Raw genomic sequence first — 22,296 nt, forward strand, 5'->3', positions numbered from 1 at the left:
GGGCCCATCGAAACCACACACCCGCAGGAGAACGCCATGATTGAACGTCGCCCCTTTGCCAGCCTCGGTGGAGCCAATCACGGTTGGCTGGATGCCAAGCACCATTTCTCGTTTGCCGAGTATCACGACCCCAAGCGCATGCACTGGGGGGCGATGCGGGTCTGGAACGATGACACCATCCAGCCCGGCACCGGCTTCCCGCCGCACCCGCATGCGGAGATGGAAATCATCACCTACGTGCGCGAAGGCGCCATCACCCATCAGGACGACCAGGGCAACAAGGGACGCACCGAGGCCGGCGATGTGCAGGTGATGAGTGCCGGCAGCGGCATCCGCCATGCCGAGTACAACCGGGAGCCGGGTATCACCCGCATCTTCCAGATCTGGATCTTCCCGGATGAGCGCGGCGGCACGCCGTCGTGGGGCACCAAGCCGTTCCCCAAGGGTGAGCGCTCGGGGCGTTTCGTGACCCTGGCCAGCGGTATGCAGGGCGATGACGATGCACTGCCCATCCGTGCCAATGCCCGTGTGCTGGGTGCCTCGCTCAAGGCCGGTGAAACCACCGAGTACCGTTTCACCGATGCCACGCGCCACGGCTATCTGGTGCCGAACATCGGCAAGGTCGAAGTGGACGGCGTGACCCTGGAGGCGCGCGACGGCGCCGCCATCACTGGCGTGGAAAGCATCCACATCCGCGCGCTGGAAGACACCGAGCTGGTGCTGGTGGATACGGCGGCCTGAGCGGTTTGTCGCGGGTATGAAGCCACGAAGCAAAGGCGCAGGTGACTGCGCCTTTGCTGTTTCTGCCAACGCGAAAGTTGTCGGGCAACGCGTGTCGACGCGTATCCGGGTTACGACGATTCGCCCGTACTTTTCTTCTTTCGCGGTGCGCTCTTGCGCTTTGCAGGTGCGCGGCCGGTTGCGAGGTTGCCGCCTTCGCCACCACTCAACTGGTCCATCCACGTCAGCACATCGACATAGGCGATGAAGTGCTGCAGGTAGTCGGGGCTGATGTCCTGCATCAGCGCCATGGCGCGGTAGGTGAGCACGCTGGAGTGCAGCGGGCCGGCATCTTCGGGCAGTGAATCCAGGCACTGTCGCAACAGGCTCTCGATGCGGATGCGGCTCCACAGCTGCTGGAACTCATCCAACACCGGCATGCGCGCCGCATCATCTGCGTCGTCGCTGCGGTTGCTGTCTTGCGCCTGCGCAGGATTGGCGGCATGCAGGGGCAGGGGATATTGCAGTGGAACCGAATTCAAGTGTTCCAGCAGGGCTTTGAGCGGGCTTTCGTTGGCAACCTTCTGCGCCGCTGCAGGCGCCGGCCTGGCGAGCAGCTCGGCATACGCGTCGGCCAGCGCCGACAAGCGCGCATCCAACTGCTTTCGCACCTGCCCCTCATGCCGTGCGGCGCGATCCGCCAGCGCACACATCACGCCGAAGCGCAGCGGACTGACGCGGTCGGCGCCGGCTTCGCGCCAGGCGTCCAAGCGCGACTGCGGCGTGGTGGCGTTACGGTGCATCCGCCGTGCCGTCCTGTTTCGGTCGCGGAATAGGCGCGATTTCGACGCGGCGGTTCTTCGCGCGGCCGGCTTCATCGTCGTTGGAACTCACCGGCTGCTCGGCACCGAAGGCGGCGGCAAACACCGATGATGCCGGCATGCCATCGGCGATCAGGGTGCGGGTCACGGTGAGTGCGCGTGCGGCTGACAGCTCCAGGTTGTCGGCGAAGCGCGCATTGGCCACGCGCACCGGCTGGTTGTCGGTGAAGCCGCTGACCATCAGGATTTCTTCGCGCGCATGCAGGTACTCGCGCAGCGGGCCGGCGATGCTCTGCAGCAGCTCGCGACCTTCCGGCTGCAGCTGGTCGGAGTTGAGCGCGAACAACACGCTGCCGCTGATGCCAATGCGGCCATTGATGACGGTGACGCGGCCGGCGGCCAACGGCGCGGCCAAGGCCTGCTCCAGTGTCTTGAGTTTGGCGGTCTGTTCCTGGCGCTGCTTTACCTCTTCATCGAGGCGGTTGTGCAGCAACAACTGGATGCCGATGACGCTGGCCAGGATCAACACGAACGCGCCCAACAGCACCGACATCAGATCGCCGAATGCCGCCCAGGTGGTGGCAGTGGATTCGGCGTCGAATTCGATTTCGTCGCTCATGCCGCGCCGGCTCCGTTGCCGTCACGGGCCACGGCCAGCTGCTGCAGTTCGCCGATGATCTGCTTCTGCGACAGCATGCTCAGGTCGATGACTTCGCGTGCCTGTGCAACGTAATACGCCAGCTGCTCATCGCTGCGTGACAGCGACTTGTCCAGTGCGGTTTCGATCAGCTGCAGGCGTTCGTTCAAGGTTTCGGTGGACTGCCCGAACAACTGCACCGCGCCGCCGAAGGCTTCACCCAGGCTGGCCACTTCCACCGCGCTGCTGGTGACATGCGCGGCAGCACTGTCGAGCTTGCCGGCCTCGGTTTCGATCTGCGTGCTGAAGCGATTGCCGACGCGTTCCAGCAAGTCGGCCGAGGTGCTGACGAGTGCGTCAACGGCGCTGCGCTGTTCGGTCGATGCGTGAGTGACTGCGTTGAGCAACGTTTCCAGCGTGGACAACAGATGGCTGCGTTCTTCCAGCATCGCGGTGTCGCGCACCATGCTGTCGGACAGCTTCTGGCGCAGCTCGGCGACCACTTCCGCGGCGGCGCGCGGGGCTTCGGCGGCGCTTTGCACCAGTCGCGAAATTTCGCTGATGGTGTCGCGGGCCTGCGCTTGCGATTGCTCGCTCATGGCCTGCGTGGTCTGCGCCAGCGTGTCGCAGATCTGCTGCTGACGCTGCGCGACCTGTTCGCCATTGCGCTGCCAACTCTGGTCCAGTGCGGCGACCATCGTGGTGAGCGATTGCGACCAGTTGTCCAGGCGCTGCGTGTCGTTGGCGGCGAACGCCGACTGCAGTTCGGCATGCGACTGCTGCAGGGCATCGAGCAGCGAACGCGAGTGGCTTTCAAAACTGGCCGACGCCGTCACCAAGGCGTGTTCGTTGCGCTGCGCCAGCGCATCGTGCGCGCTGTGTTGCTGGGCAAGTGCGGTGTTCCACGCCTCGGCGGTGCGGCCGACGCTGTCTTCCATGCGCGTTGCCACGCTGTCGAGCAGCGTCGCCGAACGTTGTTCAAACGTGGCGGTGAACTGCTGCAAAGCCTGGTGCAGTTCCTGCGTGAGTGCGGTGTTGCCGCGCTGCTGTTCGGCCAGTGCGGTGCTCCAGCTTTCGCTGGCAGCGGTTGCGGCACCGCGCACGGAGGTGTTGATGCCATCGAGCTGCTTCTGCACCGCGTTGTCGATGGCCGCGTGCAGCGCGTTGGATTTCTCCGACAGGCCGAGCATGGTGGCATCCACCACCGGCTGCAGCGCCGCGCCAACGGCATTGGCCTGCTGCTTGATGCCGTCGTGCATGGATTGCTGCAGTGACGACGCCAACTGCGTGTAGGCCGCTTCGGTGCGCTGGTGGAATTCCTGTTGACCGCTGTGCAGGCGCTCGTTGTTGCTGAGCTGCTGCTGTTCGAGGCTGGCCATCATCGCCTGCAGGCGATCGACCAAGGTCGGCATCAGCGCGTTCTGTTCCTGCAGCAGACGGAAGGTTTCGTTGCGCTGGAATGCCTGCGAATGCAGACGCAGATGCGCGGCGATACCGGCATCCAGTTCCTGCACCGCGTTGCTGCGCTCGCGACGCAGCAGCGCCGACAACAGGCCGAGTGCGGCCGACGAGGCGACGCCGGCAATCGAGGTGCCGAAGGCGAAGCCCAAGCCCTTGACCGGCGCGGCCAGCGAGCTGCGGATGGCGTCCAGGTCGGTGGCGCTTTCCAGCGCCAGACCGGTGCCGCGCAAGGTGGCCATCATGCCCAGCAGCGTGCCGAGCATGCCCAGCAGCACCAGCAGGCCAACCAGGTACGGTGTCAGTGCCGGTGCCGGCAGGCCAACGCGTTCGCCCTGCACGCGCAGGCGCACGGCGTTGCGCAGGCCCGGGTTCAAACGCGACAGCCAACCGTCGAGGTTGTCGGCGCCTTCATTGATGGCCGGCAATGCCTGCAGCAGCGTGGTGGTGGCCTGGCGATAGCGGAACAACTCCACCGCGCCGACCAGGTAACAGGCGGCAATCACCGAGGCGACCACCGCCGCCAGTGGATGCGTGCCGGCGTAGCCCACACCGATCCAGCAGACAGCCAACAGGCCAACGAGGAAAACAACGACAGCGACGAAATTTCTAAGCATGAGCGTTGGGTTACCGGGTACGCAGGGCGGCAAGCAGCCCTTCGATGGGATGGAAACGGACATCCAGTTCGGCCAGCAGCGCGGTGCGCAGGTCCTGGCGGAAACTGGCCAGCCAAGGGCTGGTGGGTGCCGCAATGGTGTCCGATGCGGGGGCATCGGGCGAGGTTTCAGTGTTGCGGTCGTACAGGCGCTCGAAATGCAGGCCGAGCAGGGCCGGGACGTTGGACAGCAAGGTGTGTTCGCGCGGGCTGAGGGTGGCTTCCATCACCGCGTCCACTTCGGCCAGCCGCGCCTTGGCCTCGGACTGCCGCGCCAGCATGTCGCGCAGCTTGCCGCGCAGTTTGCCGGTGGCGATCTGCATCGAACGCTGCTGCTTGAGGCAATGCTGGCGATACGGCGCGAATGCGGCCTGGGCAGCGGTTGCCGCGGCCGGTGCGTTGCGCGGCGGGGTCATGTCGATGTCGGCGTGGATGGCATCGGTCAGCAGGGCGCGGATGCGGGCGCAGTCGGCATCCTGTGCGGGGTCGAAGGCGGGGCCTTCCGGCGGCGGTGGCGGGAGGTTGTCCAGCGCACGCGACAGGGTGATGGCGCGGTTCCAGTCGAACCACTGCGCCAAGCGCTCGGGCACGTCCGGCGCGGCGCGCGAGACGGCATCGTCCTTGAAACGGGCCAGCAGGCGAATGAACGCCGGGCCCAGAACGGGCGCCCGTTGGATAGCTTTCGCCATGTGTCCTGACTAAAAAATCAGCATTTTACATGGCCCCGCAAGCTTCGCCCCGGCAGGGGTATTCAGCCTGTTTCGAGGCACGCCTTGATTTATGCCGTTGTTGCGAATGAGTATTGTTCGTACAATGCCGCGCATCAGCCGCTGCCCCTGCGCAGTCAGCCAATACTCGTTCTTATCAGTAGGTTGACTCCGTGTCCTTCCCCCTCCGTTCTGCCGCCGCCCGGCCGGCGCTGTTGTCCATGGCCGTTGCCATGGTCCTGTTCCCCGTCACCGTGTTGGCGGCCGCATCCGAGGTGGGCGACGCGCCCGCCGATGCAGCCCGCACGCTCGATGCGGTGCACGTCAACGCTTACCGCACCACCGCGCATGCCTCCAGCGCGACCAAGACCGACACCGCCATTGCGGAAACCGCGCAGTCGGTGTCGGTGATCGCGCGTGAGGAACTGGACGCCCGTGGCGTGCAGAACCTCAACGAGGCCATGCGCTATGTCGCCGGCGTCACCCTGGAAAGCAGCGGCATCGACAACCGCGTCGACGACTTCCGCATCCGTGGCTTCGATGCCGGCAGCTGGTCCAACAACGTCACCGTGGACGGCATGCGCGCGCCGCAGGGTAGCCAGTGGAACCGCAGCATGGTCGACAGCTGGAACCTGGACCGTGTCGAGGTGCTCAAGGGCCCGTCGGCGGTGATGTACGGGCAGGTGGCGCCGGGTGGCATGGTCAACCAGGTCAGCAAGACCCCGACGCCGGATCAGCAGCAGGTGCTGCGGCTGGGCATTGATGGCAACGGCCAGTACAACACCGCCTTCGACGTGGGCGCCGGCACCGACGACAACCGCCACCTGCTGCGACTGGTCGGGCTGTACCGCGACGGTCAAACGCAGATCGACCACACCGAGCAGCAGCACTGGTTCCTGGCGCCGAGCTACACCTTCCAGATTGCCGAGCGCACCCGCCTGACCCTGCTCGGTCTGTACCAGAAGGATGACGGTGGCTCGACCTACCAGTTCCTGCCAATGGACGGCACGCTGGTGGCCACGCCGTACGGCCGCATGAAGAACACCACCTTCATCGGCGAGCCGAACTGGAACACCTACGACCGCACCATCTGGACCGCCGGTTACCTGTTCGAGCACAGCTTCAACAGCAACTGGACGCTGAGCCAGAGCGCGCGCCATACCGACGTGCAGTCGGTGTTCCGCACGGTGGTGACCAACGGTGGCCTCAATGCCGACGGCCGCACCCAGAAGCGTCGCGGCACCTGGGGTGAAGGCGATTCCAAGGGCGACACGGTCGATACGCGCATCACCGGCAAGTTCAGCACCGGCGCGGCCGAGCACACCTTGCTGCTGGGCGTGGATTACCAGAAGGCGGACTGGACCGGCGCGCGTGGCGCGATGGTCAACCCGGCCGACATCGACATCTTCAACCCGGTCTACACCAACTATGTGCCGGTCACGACCAGCATCAGTTACTCCGGCGGCATCAATCGCCAGACCGGCGTGTACCTGCAGGACCAGATCGCGCTGGACAAGTGGCGGCTGACTTTCGGTGGCCGTTATGACTGGACCAAGGACGACACCTGGACGCAGAGCTACACCGTTGCCAGCAACCGTTACGGCCCGGTGGTGCCCACCCGCATCAAGGATGAGGCGTTCACCGGCAACGTGGGCCTGCTGTTCGTGGCCGACAACGGGCTGACGCCGTACATCAGCTACGCCGAGTCGTTCCAGCCGTCGGGCACCAACACCAACATGAGCTACACGCTGTCGCCGTTCGATCCGATCACCGGCAAGCAGTGGGAAGGCGGCATCAAGTACCAGCCGGCGTCGTTCGACGGCCTGGTGACCTTGTCCGGTTACGACCTGCGCCAGCAGAACATTCTCACCAACGATCCCGACACCGCGCACAACACCTGCGGCGCCAACGGTGCCAGCCAATGTCAGGTGCAGGACGGCGAAGGCCGCGTGCGCGGCGTGGAACTGGAAGGCCGCATCACCCCGCTGGACGGCTTCAGCGTGATCGGCGCCGCCAGCTGGATGGATTCAGAGGTCACCCAGAGCAACAACGGCTACACCGGCAAGCAGCTGGCGATGGTGCCGGACTGGACTGCTGCGTTGTGGGCCGATTACACCTTCCAGGTGGGCGGGCTTGAAGGCCTGAGTCTGGCGGCCGGCGTGCGCTACAACGGCAAGAGCTACGGCGACAGCGCCAACCTCTATCTGATTCCGTCGTACACGCTGTGGGATGCGGCCATCCGCTACGACGTCGGCCAGCACGGCGCGGTGGGCACGCAGTTCGCGCTCAACGTCAGCAACCTTGCCGACAAGCGTTTCGTCTCCACCTGCGGCGGCGTGTCCTCGTGCTACTTCGGCACCGGCCGCACCGTTACCGCCACCGCACGTTTCAGTTGGTAAAGCACCGTTGCGCCCGCCGGGTTCCCCGGCGGGCGTTCTTCATCGCCAGCCTTAGAGCCAGACCGAATGAACACACATTTCCATTGCACGAGTGCTGCGCCATGAACCTGTTGCTGGCGCTCGTTGCCACCACCGCCGGCATTGCCGCGGCGCTGTTGTTGTACGTGGCCACACCGCAGCAACAACTGCGTGCAGCAGGTCGTTGGCCAACGCGGCATGCGTGGTGGCCGGGCACGCTGCTGGCGCTGGTCGCGTTGTTGTTGATATGGCCCTTGCTGGCACCACTTGAAGCGATCAGCACATGGCTGGTGTTGCTGATGCTGGTGTGGTCGGTGGCACCCTTCCTTGGCGCGTGGCGTGCGCGTGTGCGTGCATCACGGAGCCGCGCATGAGCGAGACGCGCGTGCGACTGCAGAGCAGTCACTGGTTCGGCAAAACCTGGGCCGGCGTGGTGCTGGGTTTCGGCTTGGCATTGGCGTTGTCTGGCCTGTTTGCCTGGCTGGGGCCGGACGGCATCAACGCCGGTGGCGGCAAGAATCAATTCAATATGTGGTTGATGGCGCCGATCTGGGCAGCGGTGTTGTCGTTTGTCTATCTGTTCCGCGACAGCCTGCGTGCCTGGGTGTGGCTGGGCGCGGCCAACGTGCTGGCGTTCGGCCTGTTGTGGTTGACGCGCTGGTGGATGGCATGAAGGTGCAGGCATGAAGATCCGCAGCGACATCATCAAGGTCTACAAGGACGTCCATATCTGGATCGGCATCGTCAGCGGGCTGATGTTGTTCATCGCCTTCTATGCCGGCTCGATCACCATGTTCGAGAAGCCGCTGGAACGCTGGGCGACACCGCCATCAACGCTGGCCGTTGCGCCATCGCTGCAGCAGGCCGATGCGTTGGTCGATGCGGTATTGGCCGAACATCCGAAGGCCGCATCGCGCTATTTCATCTCGGTGAAGCCCGGTGCCGATCAGCCGGCGCGTGTGTACTGGCAGGAGCGCGCCGGTGGTCGTCGTCAGTTCAAGGAATACGCGGCCAGCTTCGGCGCCGATGGTCAGCTGCAGGTGGAACAGACCCGCAAAGCGCCGGTCGCGCAGTTGGTGGATACGCTGCACCAGCTGGTCGGCCTGCCATTTGCCGATGCGATCTCGCGGCCGATCATGGGCGCGGTGGCACTGGCGTATGCGGTGGCGCTGATCTCCGGTTTGATCGTGCTGCTGCCAACGCTGACCAAGGACATGTTCGCGCTGCGCATCGGCAAGAACATCAAGCGCATGTGGCTGGACGCGCACAACGCGCTGGGCTTGTTCAGCCTGCCGTTTCATCTGGTGATCGCGCTGACCAGCGTGGTGTTCGCTTTCCACGACCAGTTCTATGACGCGCAGGGCGCGGCGGTGTATCCCACGGAAGTCGAGTGGGCCGAAGCGCCGCACGACGATCCGCCGACCGGCGCGCAGGTGTTGCCCGCGGCCGAGTTGTTGCGCCGGGTGCACGCGCAGCTGCCGGGATTTGAAGTGCAGAACTTCGGTTTCCAGCGCAAGGACGGCCATGTCGAAGCCACGGTGACCGGCCTGGACGTGCGCCACGGCACCCGCGCGCGTCTGTATGCCAGTACCCATCTGGACCCGTACAGCGGCCAGGTGGATCCGCATGATCTTCCCGGCCACATGGACGGCTGGAACGAATCGGTCAACGCCTTCTTTGCCCTGCATTTCGGCAGCTTCGGCGGCAACCCGGTGCGCTGGTTGTACCTGCTGATGGGCTTGGCCGGCGCGGCGCTGTTCTACACCGGCAACCTGTTGTGGGTGGAATCGCGACGGCGCAAACGCAAGGGGCCGGAGATGCCCGTGCAGAAAATTTCCGGCTGGGTATTGGGCTGCCTGACGGTGGGTGTGTCGCTGGGCTGCGTGGCCGGCATCTCGGCCAGCCTGGCCGCAACCAAATGGTTGCCTGCGTTGGTGAGCGATTTGAAGGCGTGGCACACCGGCATTTATTACGCTGTGTTTGTGTTGGCGATTGCGTGGGCGTTCCTGCGCGGCGCATCGCGTGGTGCGGTGGAATTGCTGTGGGCCAGCGCGCTGCTCACGTTGGCGATTCCGCTGTCGAGCCTTGCAGGAATATGGGGCGTTGGCGGCGCATGGAGCCATGCGGGCAGCTGGCCGGTGGATGTCACCGCGCTGTTGTCGGTGCCGGTGATGCTGTACCTCGCTCACCGCACGCAGCTACGCATAGCGCAGGGCCACACCGACAGCATCTGGGCGCAGGCCAACCATCAGCCGGTGTAGTGCGCAGCTGTTGCCGAGCATGGCTCGGCATTACTGAAGAAGCCGCCGATAGGCGGCTTCTTCATGGCTGCCATACGAGGTGCTGATTCAAGTGTCGCCTGCGGGGCCGGGGTGGTGGCCGCGCGCAGGATTCAAGCGGCGACTTCCGTCGCGCGCACTGCCGGTTCGGTGCGATCCACGCTGGTCTGGCCGTCCACGCCGTAGGGCACGTCGCCGGCGATCGTGACCCGGCGCATTACCCGGTGTTGCTCGCCATAGTCGTTGATGGCGTAGTGCTGGGTCGCGCGGTTGTCCCAGATCGCCACATCGCCTTCGGTCCATCGCCAGCGCACCGTGTTCTCCAGGCGCTGCACATGATCCTGCAGCACGCCCAGCAGGTGGCGTGAGTCGGAGCTTGAATGGCCGACCAACCGCTTCACGAAATGCCCCAGCACCAGGCTGCGCTCGCCGGTTTCCGGATGCACCCGCACCACCGGGTGTTCGGCCTCGAACAGGAGGCGGGTGAATACGTCTTTGTAGCGTTTGAAAACCGTGTCGGCCGTCGCGACTGGCGGGCGCGCGGCGGCGTAGTCGAAATCGTTGCCGTGCAGGGCACGCAGTTGTTCGGCGAGTGCCTTCAGTTCGGCCGGCAGGCTGTCATAGGCGGCCACCGTGTTGGCCCAGACGGTGTCACCGCCATAGGGCGGAATGACGACGGCACGCAGGATCGATACCTGCGGGTAGGCGACTTCGAAGGTGACGTCGGTGTGCCACGAGTTGGCGCGTCCACCGTGGTGTGAGTCCAGTTCCAGCAACTGTGTACCGCTCTTGGAGGGCACGGTGGGATGCACCACCAGCTCGCCCCATCGCCGGCCGAACGCCTGATGCTGTGCATCGTCCAGGTGCTGCTGGCCACGGAAAAACAGCACTTTGTGGGTGAGCAATGCCGCCTTGATGGCCGCGAACACCGCCGTCGATAGATCACTGGAGAGACGCACGCCTCGGACTTCGGCGCCGATGTGGCCGGCCTGGCGAATAAGGTCCAGTTCAATGTCTGCTGCTTGCGGTGTCACGCGGGGGGAGGAAGCAAGAGTGCGCATCGGAAGTCCTTTTTCGGGGTTCACGATGATTCTGCGAGTGCGCGCTGGCGTTCCCAAACAAGTGGTGTGCAGCTGGTCATGCCCGCTTCGCCTGAGGTCGGATGGTTATATCGATCTGTGCGATGCGAAGTGCGGCGCTCAGGTGATGGAATCGCCGCTGCGCAGCACCCGGTCCAGAATCTGTTTCTCAAGCGTCGCGAACGCCGGATCGCCCTGCGAACGGGGCCGGGCCAGAGGAATGGCTTGGTCCAGTGCGACGTGGCCGTCTTCGATCAGGATCACGCGGTCTGCCAGCGCCACGGCTTCCTGCACGTCGTGGGTGACCAGCAGCGCGGTGAAACCGTGGCGTTGCCACAGGCGTTCGATCAGGTGCTGCATGCCGATGCGGGTGAGTGCGTCGAGCGCGCCAAGTGGCTCGTCGAGCAGCAGCAGGCGCGGCTGGTGCAACAGCGCCCGTGCCAACGCCACACGCTGACGTTGGCCGCCGGACAGGCGCGCGGGCCACTCCTGCTCGCGTTCGGCCAGGCCCACCTGCGCCAGCACCTCGCGGCCGCCGGCGCTGGCCTCGGCCGGCAGGCCCAAGGTCACGTTGTCGAGCACACGGCGCCACGGCAGCAGACGCGGTTCCTGGAACAGGATGCGGGTATCGGCATCGGGGCCGTTGATATCGCGGCCATCAAGCTGAAGGCTGCCGCTGCTGGCGTGCTCCAGGCCGGCGACCAGCCGCAGCAGCGTGCTTTTGCCGCAGCCACTGCGCCCGATGACGGCGATGAACTGGCCCGGCTCGACGACGAGTTGCGTGCCGCGCAGCACCTCACGGCTGCCGTAGTGCTTGTGCAGGTTTCGCGCGTGAAGGCGCATGCCACCGCTGACCGGATCAATGGGAAAGGGAGAACGCATGAGCGGAATTCCTGGGAGAGGGCTGGCAGGGTTTGGCGCAGGCGTTTGTGCCGGGTGCGAGCAAGGCGGCGCGGCTGTCGGCCTCATTCCGCTGCCGGCGATTGGTAGCCTGGATGCCAACGCAGCCACCACCGTTCCAGACCCCGGGCGCACAGGTCGGCCAGCTTGCCGAGCAGTGCGTAGAGCAGGATGCCGACCAGCACGATGTCGGTCCGCAGGAACTCGCGGGCGTTCATCGTCAGGTAGCCGATGCCGGACTGCGCCGAGATCGTTTCGGCCACGATCAACACCACCCAGACCAAGCCCAGTGAGAAACGCAGGCCGACCAGGATCGACGGCAACGCGCCGGGCAGGATCACGTCGCGGTACAACTGCCAGCGCGAAAGCCCGTAGCTGCGGCCCATCTCGATCAGCTGGACATCCACATTGCGGATGCCGTGGAAGGTGTTGAGATAAATCGGGAAGAACACCGACACCGCGATCAGGAACAACTTGGCGCCCTCGCCGATGCCGAACCACAGGATCACCAGCGGGATCAGCGCCAGCGCCGGGATGTTGCGCAGCATCTGCAATGACGTGTCGAGCAGCACTTCGGCGACCTTCACCGAGCCGGCCAGCAGACCCAGCAGCAACCCGGCGCTGCCGCCGATGGCCAAGCCGAATAGGGCGCGGGCCGCGCTGACTTTCAGGTGCGTCCACAGTTCACCCGATACGGCAAGCGCCCACGCGGCTTTTGCAACGTCCCACGGCGCGGGCAGCACGCGCATGCTGAGCCAGCCCAGCGATGCCGCCAGCTGCCAAACCAACAGCAGGCCGACCGGAACCAGCCACGGCAGCCACCGCGCACGGGTCATCGCGTGACCGCTGTGTCGCGCACGCACGCTCATGCGATCGCCGCCACGGCGGCGGCGTGCAGGTCGATTCTGTTGGGGATCAACTTCAACGCGAAGAAGGTGTCGGCGATCTGTTGCTGCTCGGCCAGGATCGCGGCGGTGATCGGCCCGGTGCCGTAAACCGTGCGGCTTTCGGAGTGCTCGGCCACCGGCAGCGGCAAGCCCCACAGTGCCGACAGTTCGGCGGCCAGCGCCTTGCGATTGGCCGCGCCCCATTGATCGACCTTGCCGATCTCCTCGACGGCGATCGCCAGAATGTCCGCGTTGTTGGCCGCGTAGTCGCGTGAGGAAAAGTAATAGGCGCGGTTGTCGACCACGCCGGTGGCATCAACCAGCACCCGCGCGCCCAGCGCTTTTTCGGCGGCGGCCATCAGCGGATCCCAGATCACCCAGGCATCGACCGCGCCGTTCTCGAAGGCCGCGCGCGCATCGGCGGCGGCCAGATAAACCAAATTCAAATCGCTATAGGCCAGGCCATGTTTCTGGAACAGTTTGACGATGAAGTAATGAACGTTGGAACCCTTGTTGAGCGCGATTTTCTGGCCCTTGAGCTCGGCCACGCGAGTGATGGGCGAGTGCTTGGGCAGCAGCACCGCCTCGGCTTGCGGCCGTGGTTGGGTGGCGGCGACATAGGCCAGTGGCGCACCGGCGGCCAGCGCGAAGATCGGTGGCACCTCGCCCACGTCGCCGAAGTCGATGGCGCCGATATTCAGTGCTTCCAACTGCACCGGCCCGGCCGGAAATTCGGTCCACTTCACACTCACCCCCAGCGGCGCCAGGCGTTGCTCCAGCGTGCCTCGGCTTCTGAGCAGGCTCAGATAACCCTTCTGATGGCCGATGCGGAACTGCCGCGTGGGCGAGTGCAGCAACGCGGCCAGCGAGGGCAGGCCGATGGCGGCCGCAGTAGCCGCCAGAATCAAACGGCGCCGGGGGAGGGAAATGCGGGTCATGGAACGCTCCTGTCGAAAGTGGCGGTGAAGCACGCGATGCCGGCGCGGCGTGGAGCCGGCCGACAACGACACACCTGCACCGCGCGCGCTGTGCTGGCGCAGCGGCAATTCGGGAAGGAACAAGGTGGAGCTGCGCCGCAGTGGCATGGAGTCCGTTCCCGAACGCGCCGTGTCGCGGTGTCCAACATTCTTGATTGCGCGCCGGAAAATCGGAACGAGCGAGTTCGCAGCTCGTGATAGCCAAATCCACTAAGCCGATGCTTATCTTGTGCAGTGTGGCTGGCAGTGTCAGGTGCATGCTTCCCGCACGTTTCCGGCGCACAAAAAAAGAAGCCGCCTTTCGGCGGCTTCTTCATGGTGTGCAACACGCGGCGGTGATTCAAACGTCGCCTTCGCCCGACCAGCCTTCGCCCGTGCCGCGCTGGAACACGTTGTCGCTGTCCTGCACGTCACCGGCCGGGAAGTGTTCCTGTGTGGCCAGGCGCGCGTAGATCGGGGTGAAGTCCGGATCGGTGGCGGCCATCAGCTGATCAAAGCCGTCGATGACGAAATACGTCTTCTGGAAGGTGTCGATGCGGTAGCGGGTGCGCATGATCCGCTCCAGATCAAAGCCAATCCGATTGGGCGCGGCCGATTCCAGCGAGTACAGCGATTCGCCTTTCGACGACACAATGCCGGCGCCGTAAATGCGCAGACCATCGGCGGTGTTGATCAGGCCGAATTCCACCGTGTACCAGTACAGGCGGGTGAGGTTCTGCAGCGCGTCCGGGCCGATCGCATGCGCCTTGACGCCACCGCGACCGTAAGCGGCCATGTAGTCGGCGAACACCGGGTTCATCAGCAACGGCACATGGCCGAACAGGTCATGGAACAGATCGGGTTCGGCGATGTAGTCGATCTGGTCCGGGCGGCGGATCCACCACGTCACCGGGAAGCGGCGGTTGGCCAGGTGGTCGAAGAAGTCGAGCTCCGGCAACAGGCCTTCCACGCCCACCAGCGTCCAGCCGGTGGCCGCGCCCAGCACTTCGTTGAGCTGGTCGAAGCGCGGAATCATGTGCTCGCTCATGCCCATTTCGTCCTGCGCATCCAGGAACTCCTGGCAGGCGCGGCCGACCAGCAGGTCACGCTGGCGCTGGTACAGCGTGCTCCAGGTGGCATGGTCGTCGGCGCTGTAGCTGTCCCACGGCTGCTCCACCACGGCCGTGGTATAGACCGGCACGTAACCCTTGTCGGTCTGTTGGTGTTCGACGCGGCGCGGGTTGGCTTCCATGACGGCAGCTCCAGAAGGGAATAGATAACCGCATGGTAGGAAGCATCGCGCGCAACAGGTTTGCAAAATTGCACGCTCAACCCTTTGTGGCGCAATATTGTTGCGTCAATTCAATGTTGCGGAGCAACAAAGATGGCTTCAGTCACGCTTGATCGCACGGATCTGCGGCTTCTGGCCGATATCCAGCAGCATGGGCGCGCCACCAATGCCGAACTGGCAGCGCGGGTGAACCTCTCGCCATCGGCCTGTCTGCGGCGGGTGCAGCGGCTGGAGGCGGAAGGCGTCATCGCTGGCTATGGCGCGCGCCTGGAGCCACGCGCGATTGGTTTGGGCCTGCAGGCGTTCGTGCGGGTGCAGTTGTCCAAGCACGGCCAGGCGGCCATCAACCATTTCGTCGAAGCCGTGCAGCTATGGGATGAAGTGGTGGCCTGCCACGCGCTGACCGGCGACATGGACTACCTGCTGCACGTCTACGTGCGCGACCTGGACCACTTCTCGGCGTTCCTGCTCGACAAGCTGCTGGATGCGGCCGGCGTGGCCGACGTCAATTCCAGCTTCGTGCTGCGCACGGTGAAAGAGTTCCGCGCGCTGCCGCTGTCGCAGCTGGGGCGGTAAGGGGTGCGCTTGTGGCTTTGAAGCCCCTCTCCCGCAAGGCGGGAGAGGGGTTGGGGTGAGGGCGCTTTTGCTGTTGAGGCTGGGCCTGGTAGCACCGGCCTTGGCCGCGAAGCGAGCACCCTCACCAACCCGACATGGAGTGCGATTTTTTCCCGCTGATGGCGGGCTTTTCGACTCCACAATTATGGTCAGCTTCGCGCCTGAAGGCGCTCCTACCCGCGGGCAGTGATTCAACGCGCCGGCGCGCTGCAATCCTTTTCCACACCACGCAGCTTCTCAAGGCGGCTGCGGCTGTCCTGGCAGCGCTGATGCGCTTCGGCCTGGGCGGCGCTGGTACGCGCTTCAGCGGTGCGCAAGGCGGCGGCCTGCGCCTGCTGCAGGCGGGCGACGCCGGCACGGATCTGCGGCATCGCCGCCATCGCGGCCTTTTCGCCTTCCAGAATCGCGCGGCCACGCTGCTCGAAATCGGCGGCGCCGATGTCCAGTACCGCCGGGCGGATCACCACGTCGGCGCGGCCCAGTTCCTGCTCGCCAAGGCGCTGACCCATGATGGTGATGGACTGGTTCACCGCGCCCAGCAGGCCGCTCGGGCGCTGGCCGCTGGCACGGCTGGAGATATCCACCGCGATGACGAACTCGGCGCCAAGCTGCCTGGCCGCGTCCACCGGCACCGGGCTGACCACGCCGCCGTCCACATAGGTTTTGCCGCCGATGCTGACCGGTTCAAACACGCCCGGGATCGAGCTGGACGCACGCACCGCCTGGCCGACATTGCCGCGCACGAACACCGCGCGGTCGCCGGTTTCCAACTGTGTGGCGACGGCCGCAAACGGCTTGCGCAACTGCTCGGCCGGCTTGTTGCCAACCTGCGTGTTGACGTAATCCTGCAGCTTCTGGCCCTGGATCAAACCACCGGAGAACAGGCGCAGGTCGCGGATGCTGGCTTCATCCAGCGCAACCGCCTTCTGCTGCATGTCGAAGGCGTTCATGCCGCTGGCATACAGCGCACCAACCACGCTGCCGGCGCTGGTGCCGGACACCACCACCGGCTCGAAGCCGTTGGCTTCCAGCATCTTGATCACGCCGATATGGGCAAAGCCCTTGGCCGCACCACCGCCCAGCGCCACGCCGATCTTCACCGGCTTCGCGGCAACGGCCGGGCGCGTGGCCGGCGGCGGCGAAGGCTTGGTGTTCTCGCCACCACAGGCGGCCAGCAGGCCAAACAAGGACAGGGACAGCAGCAGGCGGGCGTTGCGCGGCTTCATGATGAACAGGGGGTTCTGGAAAGGGCGCCAGCATAGCGACAATCGCTGGGATAGCGGGATAGCGGGATAGCGGGATAGCGACAGCCGCGCCCGTTGCGATTCCTGCGTCAGGGCCGTGCTGTTACGACGCTTCTTGTCGCAGTGATTGTGGAAGCTGACGTCTTGACCACTGATATCGAGGGAATACAGAAGTGATCGATCTGCAGCAACGATATCTGGGCTGCCTACTCGGCCTGGCCTGTGGTGACGCGGTAGGTACGGCGGTGGAGTTCTCCACGCGTGGCTGCTTTGAACCGGTGAAGGGCATGGTAGGCGGTGGTCCGTTTGAGCTGCTGCCGGGGCAGTGGACCGATGACACATCCATGGCTTTGTGCGTGGCTGAAAGCCTGCTGGAATGTGATGGTTTTGATCCACTCGACCAGTTGCGTCGCTATGTGAAGTGGTGGAAGCATGGGCATCTGAGTTCGACGGGCGAGTGCTTTGATATCGGTACCACCGTGGCCGGTGCGCTGTACTTCCATTTACGCAACGGCAATGTTCAGGCTGACACCGGCGATCCGATGATGGCCGGCAACGGTTCGCTGATGCGGTTGGCGCCGGTGGTGCTGTGGCAATACCCGGAGGTGGCTGCTGCGGTGGATCTTGCCGCGCAAAGCTCGCTCACCACCCATACCGCTGCAGAAGCCGTGGATTGTTGCCGCTTGCTGGCGGTTGTGATCTGTAATGCGCTGGCGGCAAGGTCGAAGGAAGATCTATTGGCCGGCAGCGTCGCTTTTCTCACTGAACCGAAGGTGCGGGAGCTGGCCGATGGCTGTTACCGGGGAAAGTCCCGTGAACAGATATACGGCAGTGGCTATTCGGTGCAATCGCTGGAGGCGGCGCTGTGGTGCGTACACAACACGGCCAGTTTCGAGCAGGCCATTTTGATGGCGGCCAACCTCGGGGATGACGCCGACACGACTGCTGCGATCAGCGGGCAGATCGCCGGTGCGCTGTATGGCGTGGAGGGTATTCCCCGGCAATGGTTGAAATGCCTGCATCAAACGGAGCTGATCGCGGACTTCGCACGGCGTATCCATCAGCACGCAGGACGCGTCTGCCGTGGAGCCATTTCATGAAAGAGGTGTTGACCGGATATCTGTTCACCACGTGGCCGCGCATTTTCGCTGCCAGTGGAAGTGATCTGGCTATCCTGCCACTGGAACAGCGCATTACCTGTGGTGATGGCTGGTTTCCCATCATCGCCGCCTTGTGTGAGGCCCTGCAGTGGGAAACCGATCATGAAGCGGCACCGCAGATTGTCGTGGCACAGATCAAGACCAAATTGGGTTCGATGCACCTTGCCGCTTTCGGTCCACGCTCGGAGCGCCAGGCCGGCATGATCCAACTGGTGCATATGCTCTCGGCGCGTATAGCCGAAGGCCCTGCTTCACTTCCCGACGAAGCAGAAATTGCCGAAAAACTACCCTGGTGCGCATGTGTTTCCGCCGGTGGAGGCCTGCTCCGGCATGGTGCCGATACGATTGTCCGAATCGCACGCGCAGGCGGCGGCCCCGTTGTCGTCGGTGAAAGCCTGGGCACGGATGCCATCGTTCGCATCATCAAAAGTACAAGGGCACCAATAGTAGTCAAGGCCCGAAACCGCCCGGGCGACGCGCTTGTCCGCATCGCCAGGGCCGGTGGGAGTCGTATCACCATCGATTTCAGTTGATGGTGATACCGAAATGACTGAATCAAGCCGATGGAATTGAATGAATCCAAAGATGCAGAAGGATTACAGGATTGCGAAATCCAACCCCTCAAACGGTTTCCAATTCCGCTGGCATTCGCCCGGATCCAGCCGTTCTTTGATCCAGTAGCTGCTTTGGGATCTTCTTGAACTGGGCAACATAGCTGTCGATTTCTGCGGCACTTGCAATCTGATTGAGATAGAACCTTTTTTCGATGAGGTCACTCCACGTACTCACACCCAGCGCTTCGCAAATTGTGAACTGAGCGGTCCCAAGAGCGGGTGGTAAGGAGTTGTTGTTCTTCTTGCTTTCAATATGGACGCGGAAATATGGTTGGCTACTGTCCTTGTCAATATTAATTCCAAACAGTGGAAGGCCTCGCTTCTTGCCGAATCTTCCAATTCGGATTCTTTTCTTGTTGCCTCTGAGGTGCTGCGCGATATACACATCGCATTGGGGGAAGTGGGACCGGACAACAGAGAATACTCTCTCCAATCCAGCCCAATGTGCTTCCGAAAATTCGGCTCCATGGAGGTCGACAATGGCTCGGTCTCGATTTTCGCTCATGGCTTTTTAGTTGTTCTCTTGATTCTGAGTTGACGGTTGGTGGTCGGCAATTCTGGGGCACATGGTTAGTCTTTCATGTAAAAAGTACCTCATCCCGTTTCAATGCTCTGTTTGGTGCGTGATGTCCGTAACTGCCTCCCCAAATCCTCTCAGCCACCGTCGCAGCAACATGCTGTCCACAACGGTCGCGTTGACCTGCAGCCAGCCGTTTTCCAGTTCCACGACTTTCTGGTCCGGTGATAGCGGGGTTTCCAACAGTTGTTGTCCGGAGTTTCGGGTGATCCGGAAGCTGAGCTGGATGCGCTCGCCCTTGCCAAAGCCGAAATGACCATCTTCGTCGTAATGTTTGAGATCGAAATCCAGCGGACGCTCGAACGACAGTGTGGTGACGCTGGCTGAAAGAATGCGATGCAGTGCGAGGTTGCGGTTGTCGTCGTAGTCACGGAAGCGGCAGACCAGATATAGACGTGGTCCCTGCTGGGCCAGGCCCAGTGGCATGACATCGGCTTGGCTGCGCTTGCTTTGCGAATTCCGGTAATCCAGATGCAGCCAGTGATTGCGGTACAGAGCATCACTGACTGCTTCCAGTACCCCGGGCACGATCTTCGGTGGCAGCAGGGGCTGGCTGGTGGCAACCACGCGTACCTTGGCGGGCCATTCACGCTCCAGTCTGGCACTGCTTTCGGGGCCGAGGTTGCGGCGGGCCTGGGTGAAGAAGCCGTCCATGGACTTCATCAGTCGCGCGGGCAACAGATGTCGAAGATGCTCTTCGGCCAGTTGGAGCAACAATGATTCCTGGGCGCTCAGGTTGGGTACCACCAACGCGTTGGAATGTTCCATCCACCGGTAGCCATAGGGCTTTTCGCGGTCATCACGCTCGATGTCGAAGTGGGCGCTGAGCAATTCGAGCTGTCGTTGGATGGTGCGCAGATCGCGTTGAATACCGGCTTGGTCCAATTGCTGGTGCAGTTCGCGGGCAGTGACCTTGCGGCTGCGCGGGATACGGCGGAGCAGTTCGATGGCCAGAATCAGGGTTTCATGGGTGTTGGGGCGCTTTGCCATTGTTGCTGTCCACTCGTGCCGAGCAATCCTTTGCACTGCCCGGATAGACCGGGCGATGCGCCTACCTACAGGAAGCCTATCGGCCTACTGATGTGTTCCTTGATTGCGCATTCTGCCTGCAGTGCCGATACCAGCAGGGCCGGTGTGGTTATGGGGCGGAAACCATGCTGGCGGGCGACGGCGGCATAGTCCCCCGGGGTCAGATGATCGAGCTTCTTCATGCTCGGCAGCAGCGATGATGACGGTGTCCCCAGGTCGAGTTGCGAGCAGTACCGGCACAGCAGCTCCCAAGCCTGGTTCTGGCGCAGGAAGCCGAACTTCACTTTGAGGTCAAAGCGACGCAATGCCGCCGGGTCCAGGCCATCCATCAGGTTGGTGGATGCGATGAATACTCCAGGGAAGCCTTCCATCCGGGTCAGCATCTCGTTGACCGTGCTGACCTCCCAGCCGCGCTGGGCGTTGCGGCGATCCTGCAGAAAACTGTCCACCTCGTCGATCAGAAGCAGTGCGCCCCGCTGCTCTGCCTGGCGGAAAGCAGCGGCGATGTTCTGCTCGCTCTCTCCCACATACGGTGACATCAGGTCAGAGGCGCGTTTGACCAGAAGGGGCATGTCCAGCTGCTGGGCCAGCCAGCGGCCATAGGCGGTCTTGCCGGTGCCCGATGGACCATACAGGCATAGCCGGCCGCTGCGCGATACGCGCAGCCCTGTGGCTACTTCGACCAGATTGGTGTCGGCATGGATGAAGGCCGGGTCATAGAGCCCAGGTGCACGGTCTGCCGGACGGGGTGACAGTGTTGGCAGACGCTGCGCCTGCAACGTGTTGTTGATCAGCTGCTGCATCGCGTCGGCGGTATTTTCCTTGCCGATTTCATCGCCGATGGCACGCATTACCTGGCTGGCGCGGGTGACGACGGCCGGTGCCAGCTGATCCAGTTCGGCGAAGCGGGCGATCTTTTCGCTGTCGAGCAGGCCTTTGCAGTGTGAACGCAGGATCTTCGCGCGCTGTCGCCGTGGTGGAACCGGCAGTTCAAACACCATGTCGAAGCGGCGAATGAAGGCGGGGTCCATGCAGGCAATGTTGTTGGACAGCCACAACGTGGGTACCGGGTTTGTTTCCAGCATGTGGTTTATCCAGGCTTTGCGCAGCGGTGCTGCGTTGCTGGTGTCATGTGCAATGAAGACATCCTCGATTTCATCGAACACCATCAGCACCTGGCGCTTGGCGAGGAAGCACTGGGCGGCGCGGAAGGATTTCAGGCGTTCTTTGCCGTCAATAGGGTTGCCGTCGCCGTCCTCATGGGTGACCTCAAACAGATCCGTGGACAAGGCTTTGGCCAGTGTCCGTGCCAGTTGGCTCTTGCCGGTGCCGGGCACGCCGTGGATGAGTAGATTGACGCCGCTGTTGCCGACAGCCAGCGTCTGGCGCAGGTAGGGTAGGGCGATATCCAGCGATGACTGGACGTGTGCGTAATCGGACAGCTTCAAATGTCCTTTGCCCGCCTTGGCGACAACGCCACGCAGCAGGTTCAGCGGGTTGGACCGGGGCGTGAGCATGGCGTCAGCGAAACCGGCTGAGAGCAGGTCCAGCCGATCATTCAATGTCAATGTCTGCATGCAGCCGTGGTGGAGGGTGACAAGGCCCGATTGTGAAAGTGCGCCCTGTTGCCGTAGGGCATGCCGTGTATCTGCCTCGTCCAGATCAAGAATCGTAGCCAGCGCCCGGGGTACCTTGGCTGACGGCAGGATTCCAAGTGTCTCGGCGGCGGCGGCCAGCATTCCCTCGGCATGAAGGCAGGTAGCGAACTCCAGAATCCTGCATTCAATATCGTTCAGGGCGGTCAGTCTTGATAGGCGTTCGATATTGCCGCGCAGGCCCGTGGGCAACCGGGCCCGAGCATGTTTTTGTTCAGCAGTGAGATGGAGCTGGCGCAACTCGGACAGCACGCGTCTGCGCGAAAAGTCTTCGTTTTCGACATCGATCCAGTGTGACAAGCCCACGGCTTCTGCAAGCTCATCGTTGCTGAAGTCATGTCGACGGATAAGGGCTTGTTGCCCATTCAAGTGCATCAGAATACGCAGCATCCACAAGCCCACACGTGGATTGATCCCACCCGCTAGGAGAACCCGTACACGACGGGAGCGATGTGGTTTGCGCAAGAGAAAGTCCGGGATCGTGGTCATGATCCGGATGTTCCGTGCGCGAACGACAAGATGTGTCGCAGGAGGGTATGGATTCGCTACGAAGGAGAGTTCCGCCGCGATGCAGTGTTGTTGGAACAGGCAATCG

General features: G+C 63.4%; 21 protein-coding genes. 8 read left to right on the forward strand and 13 right to left on the reverse strand.

All coding sequences use genetic code 11. The features are described 5' to 3' along the window. Positions 1–36: 36 nt before the first annotated feature. Positions 37–741 carry a pirin family protein gene (locus tag ACREP4_RS12355; RefSeq protein WP_431596491.1) on the forward strand — a complete coding sequence of 235 codons (705 nt, stop codon included), beginning with the start codon at positions 37–39 and terminating at the stop codon, positions 739–741. Positions 742–851: 110 nt separating this feature from the next. Here the strand turns inward: ACREP4_RS12355 and ACREP4_RS12360 are convergent, their stop codons facing one another. The 4 genes from ACREP4_RS12360 to ACREP4_RS12375 are packed head-to-tail and all read right to left on the reverse strand — an operon-like array spanning position 852 to position 4,980. After that, positions 852–1,523: a DUF2894 domain-containing protein gene (locus ACREP4_RS12360; protein WP_431596492.1), complete on the reverse strand. Its 672-nt coding sequence runs from the start codon at positions 1,521–1,523 to the stop codon at positions 852–854. Then, positions 1,513–2,160: an OmpA family protein gene (locus ACREP4_RS12365; protein WP_431596493.1), complete on the reverse strand. Its 648-nt coding sequence runs from the start codon at positions 2,158–2,160 to the stop codon at positions 1,513–1,515. The genes ACREP4_RS12360 and ACREP4_RS12365 overlap by 11 nt, the downstream gene beginning before the upstream one ends. Continuing rightward, the gene (locus ACREP4_RS12370; RefSeq protein WP_431596494.1) at positions 2,157–4,253 is read right to left on the reverse strand and encodes a DUF802 domain-containing protein; all 2,097 of its coding nucleotides are present in this window, start codon (positions 4,251–4,253) and stop codon (positions 2,157–2,159) included. Before ACREP4_RS12370 ends, ACREP4_RS12365 begins: the two co-directional genes overlap by 4 nt. 10 nt (positions 4,254–4,263) lie before the next feature. Next, entirely contained in the window at positions 4,264–4,980 is a 717-nt protein-coding gene (locus tag ACREP4_RS12375; RefSeq protein WP_431596495.1) for a DUF3348 domain-containing protein, read from the reverse strand. Between the two features lie 191 nt (positions 4,981–5,171). Between ACREP4_RS12375 and ACREP4_RS12380 the strand changes: the two genes are divergently transcribed. The 4 genes from ACREP4_RS12380 to ACREP4_RS12395 all read left to right on the forward strand — a co-directional run bounded on the left by ACREP4_RS12380 (position 5,172) and on the right by ACREP4_RS12395 (position 9,676). Beyond that, positions 5,172–7,397, forward strand: a complete 2,226-nt coding sequence (locus tag ACREP4_RS12380) for a TonB-dependent siderophore receptor (protein WP_431596496.1) — start codon at positions 5,172–5,174, stop codon at positions 7,395–7,397. Positions 7,398–7,498: 101 nt separating this feature from the next. Then, positions 7,499–7,789, forward strand: coding sequence for a hypothetical protein (locus ACREP4_RS12385; RefSeq protein WP_431596497.1), 291 nt, complete (start codon positions 7,499–7,501; stop codon positions 7,787–7,789). After that, positions 7,786–8,088, forward strand: a complete 303-nt coding sequence (locus tag ACREP4_RS12390) for a hypothetical protein (protein ID WP_431596498.1) — start codon at positions 7,786–7,788, stop codon at positions 8,086–8,088. The genes ACREP4_RS12385 and ACREP4_RS12390 overlap by 4 nt, the downstream gene beginning before the upstream one ends. A 10-nt stretch (positions 8,089–8,098) precedes the next feature. Beyond that, positions 8,099–9,676, forward strand: coding sequence for a PepSY-associated TM helix domain-containing protein (locus ACREP4_RS12395; RefSeq protein WP_431596499.1), 1,578 nt, complete (start codon positions 8,099–8,101; stop codon positions 9,674–9,676). Positions 9,677–9,807: 131 nt separating this feature from the next. Here the strand turns inward: ACREP4_RS12395 and ACREP4_RS12400 are convergent, their stop codons facing one another. From ACREP4_RS12400 to phhA, 5 genes are all read right to left on the reverse strand, one after another. After that, positions 9,808–10,755, reverse strand: a complete 948-nt coding sequence (locus ACREP4_RS12400; RefSeq protein WP_431596500.1) for a TauD/TfdA dioxygenase family protein — start codon at positions 10,753–10,755, stop codon at positions 9,808–9,810. A gap of 138 nt (positions 10,756–10,893) precedes the next feature. After that, the gene (locus ACREP4_RS12405) at positions 10,894–11,655 is read right to left on the reverse strand and encodes an ATP-binding cassette domain-containing protein (protein ID WP_431596501.1); all 762 of its coding nucleotides are present in this window, start codon (positions 11,653–11,655) and stop codon (positions 10,894–10,896) included. Positions 11,656–11,738: 83 nt separating this feature from the next. Further along, a complete protein-coding gene (gene ssuC, locus ACREP4_RS12410) occupies positions 11,739–12,542 on the reverse strand; it encodes an aliphatic sulfonate ABC transporter permease SsuC (RefSeq protein WP_431596502.1) in 804 nt (267 codons plus the stop codon). Next, positions 12,539–13,645 (reverse strand): sulfonate ABC transporter substrate-binding protein, encoded by a 1,107-nt coding sequence (locus ACREP4_RS12415; protein WP_431596503.1) that lies wholly within the window; start codon positions 13,643–13,645, stop codon positions 12,539–12,541. Before ACREP4_RS12415 ends, ssuC begins: the two co-directional genes overlap by 4 nt. Positions 13,646–13,877: 232 nt before the next feature. Next, positions 13,878–14,768: a phenylalanine 4-monooxygenase gene (phhA, locus tag ACREP4_RS12420; RefSeq protein WP_431596504.1), complete on the reverse strand. Its 891-nt coding sequence runs from the start codon at positions 14,766–14,768 to the stop codon at positions 13,878–13,880. 132 nt (positions 14,769–14,900) lie between these two features. Between phhA and ACREP4_RS12425 the strand changes: the two genes are divergently transcribed. Beyond that, complete coding sequence (locus tag ACREP4_RS12425) at positions 14,901–15,383, forward strand: Lrp/AsnC family transcriptional regulator (RefSeq protein WP_431596505.1); 483 nt, start codon at positions 14,901–14,903, stop codon at positions 15,381–15,383. Positions 15,384–15,613: 230 nt separating this feature from the next. Here the strand turns inward: ACREP4_RS12425 and ACREP4_RS12430 are convergent, their stop codons facing one another. Further along, positions 15,614–16,648 carry a patatin-like phospholipase family protein gene (locus ACREP4_RS12430; protein WP_431596506.1) on the reverse strand — a complete coding sequence of 345 codons (1,035 nt, stop codon included), beginning with the start codon at positions 16,646–16,648 and terminating at the stop codon, positions 15,614–15,616. A 191-nt stretch (positions 16,649–16,839) separates the two neighbouring features. On the opposite strand from ACREP4_RS12430, the gene ACREP4_RS12435 reads away from it, so the two are divergent. Continuing rightward, positions 16,840–17,766, forward strand: coding sequence for an ADP-ribosylglycohydrolase family protein (locus tag ACREP4_RS12435; RefSeq protein WP_431596507.1), 927 nt, complete (start codon positions 16,840–16,842; stop codon positions 17,764–17,766). Then, positions 17,763–18,359 (forward strand): hypothetical protein, encoded by a 597-nt coding sequence (locus tag ACREP4_RS12440; RefSeq protein ID WP_431596508.1) that lies wholly within the window; start codon positions 17,763–17,765, stop codon positions 18,357–18,359. The genes ACREP4_RS12435 and ACREP4_RS12440 overlap by 4 nt, the downstream gene beginning before the upstream one ends. 88 nt (positions 18,360–18,447) lie before the next feature. Here ACREP4_RS12440 and ACREP4_RS12445 read toward each other — a convergent pair whose 3' ends face one another. From ACREP4_RS12445 to ACREP4_RS12455, 3 genes are all read right to left on the reverse strand, one after another. Further along, on the reverse strand, positions 18,448–18,945 hold the full coding sequence (locus tag ACREP4_RS12445; RefSeq protein WP_431596509.1) for a hypothetical protein: 498 nt from the start codon (positions 18,943–18,945) through the stop codon (positions 18,448–18,450). A 99-nt stretch (positions 18,946–19,044) separates the two neighbouring features. Next, positions 19,045–20,007 (reverse strand): helix-turn-helix transcriptional regulator, encoded by a 963-nt coding sequence (locus ACREP4_RS12450; RefSeq protein ID WP_431596510.1) that lies wholly within the window; start codon positions 20,005–20,007, stop codon positions 19,045–19,047. A 65-nt stretch (positions 20,008–20,072) separates the two neighbouring features. Beyond that, on the reverse strand, positions 20,073–22,190 hold the full coding sequence (locus ACREP4_RS12455) for an AAA family ATPase (RefSeq protein ID WP_431596511.1): 2,118 nt from the start codon (positions 22,188–22,190) through the stop codon (positions 20,073–20,075). Positions 22,191–22,296 lie beyond the last annotated feature (106 nt).

It is taken from the genome of Stenotrophomonas sp. (assembly GCF_050737575.1).
Lineage (GTDB): Bacteria > Pseudomonadota > Gammaproteobacteria > Xanthomonadales > Xanthomonadaceae > Stenotrophomonas.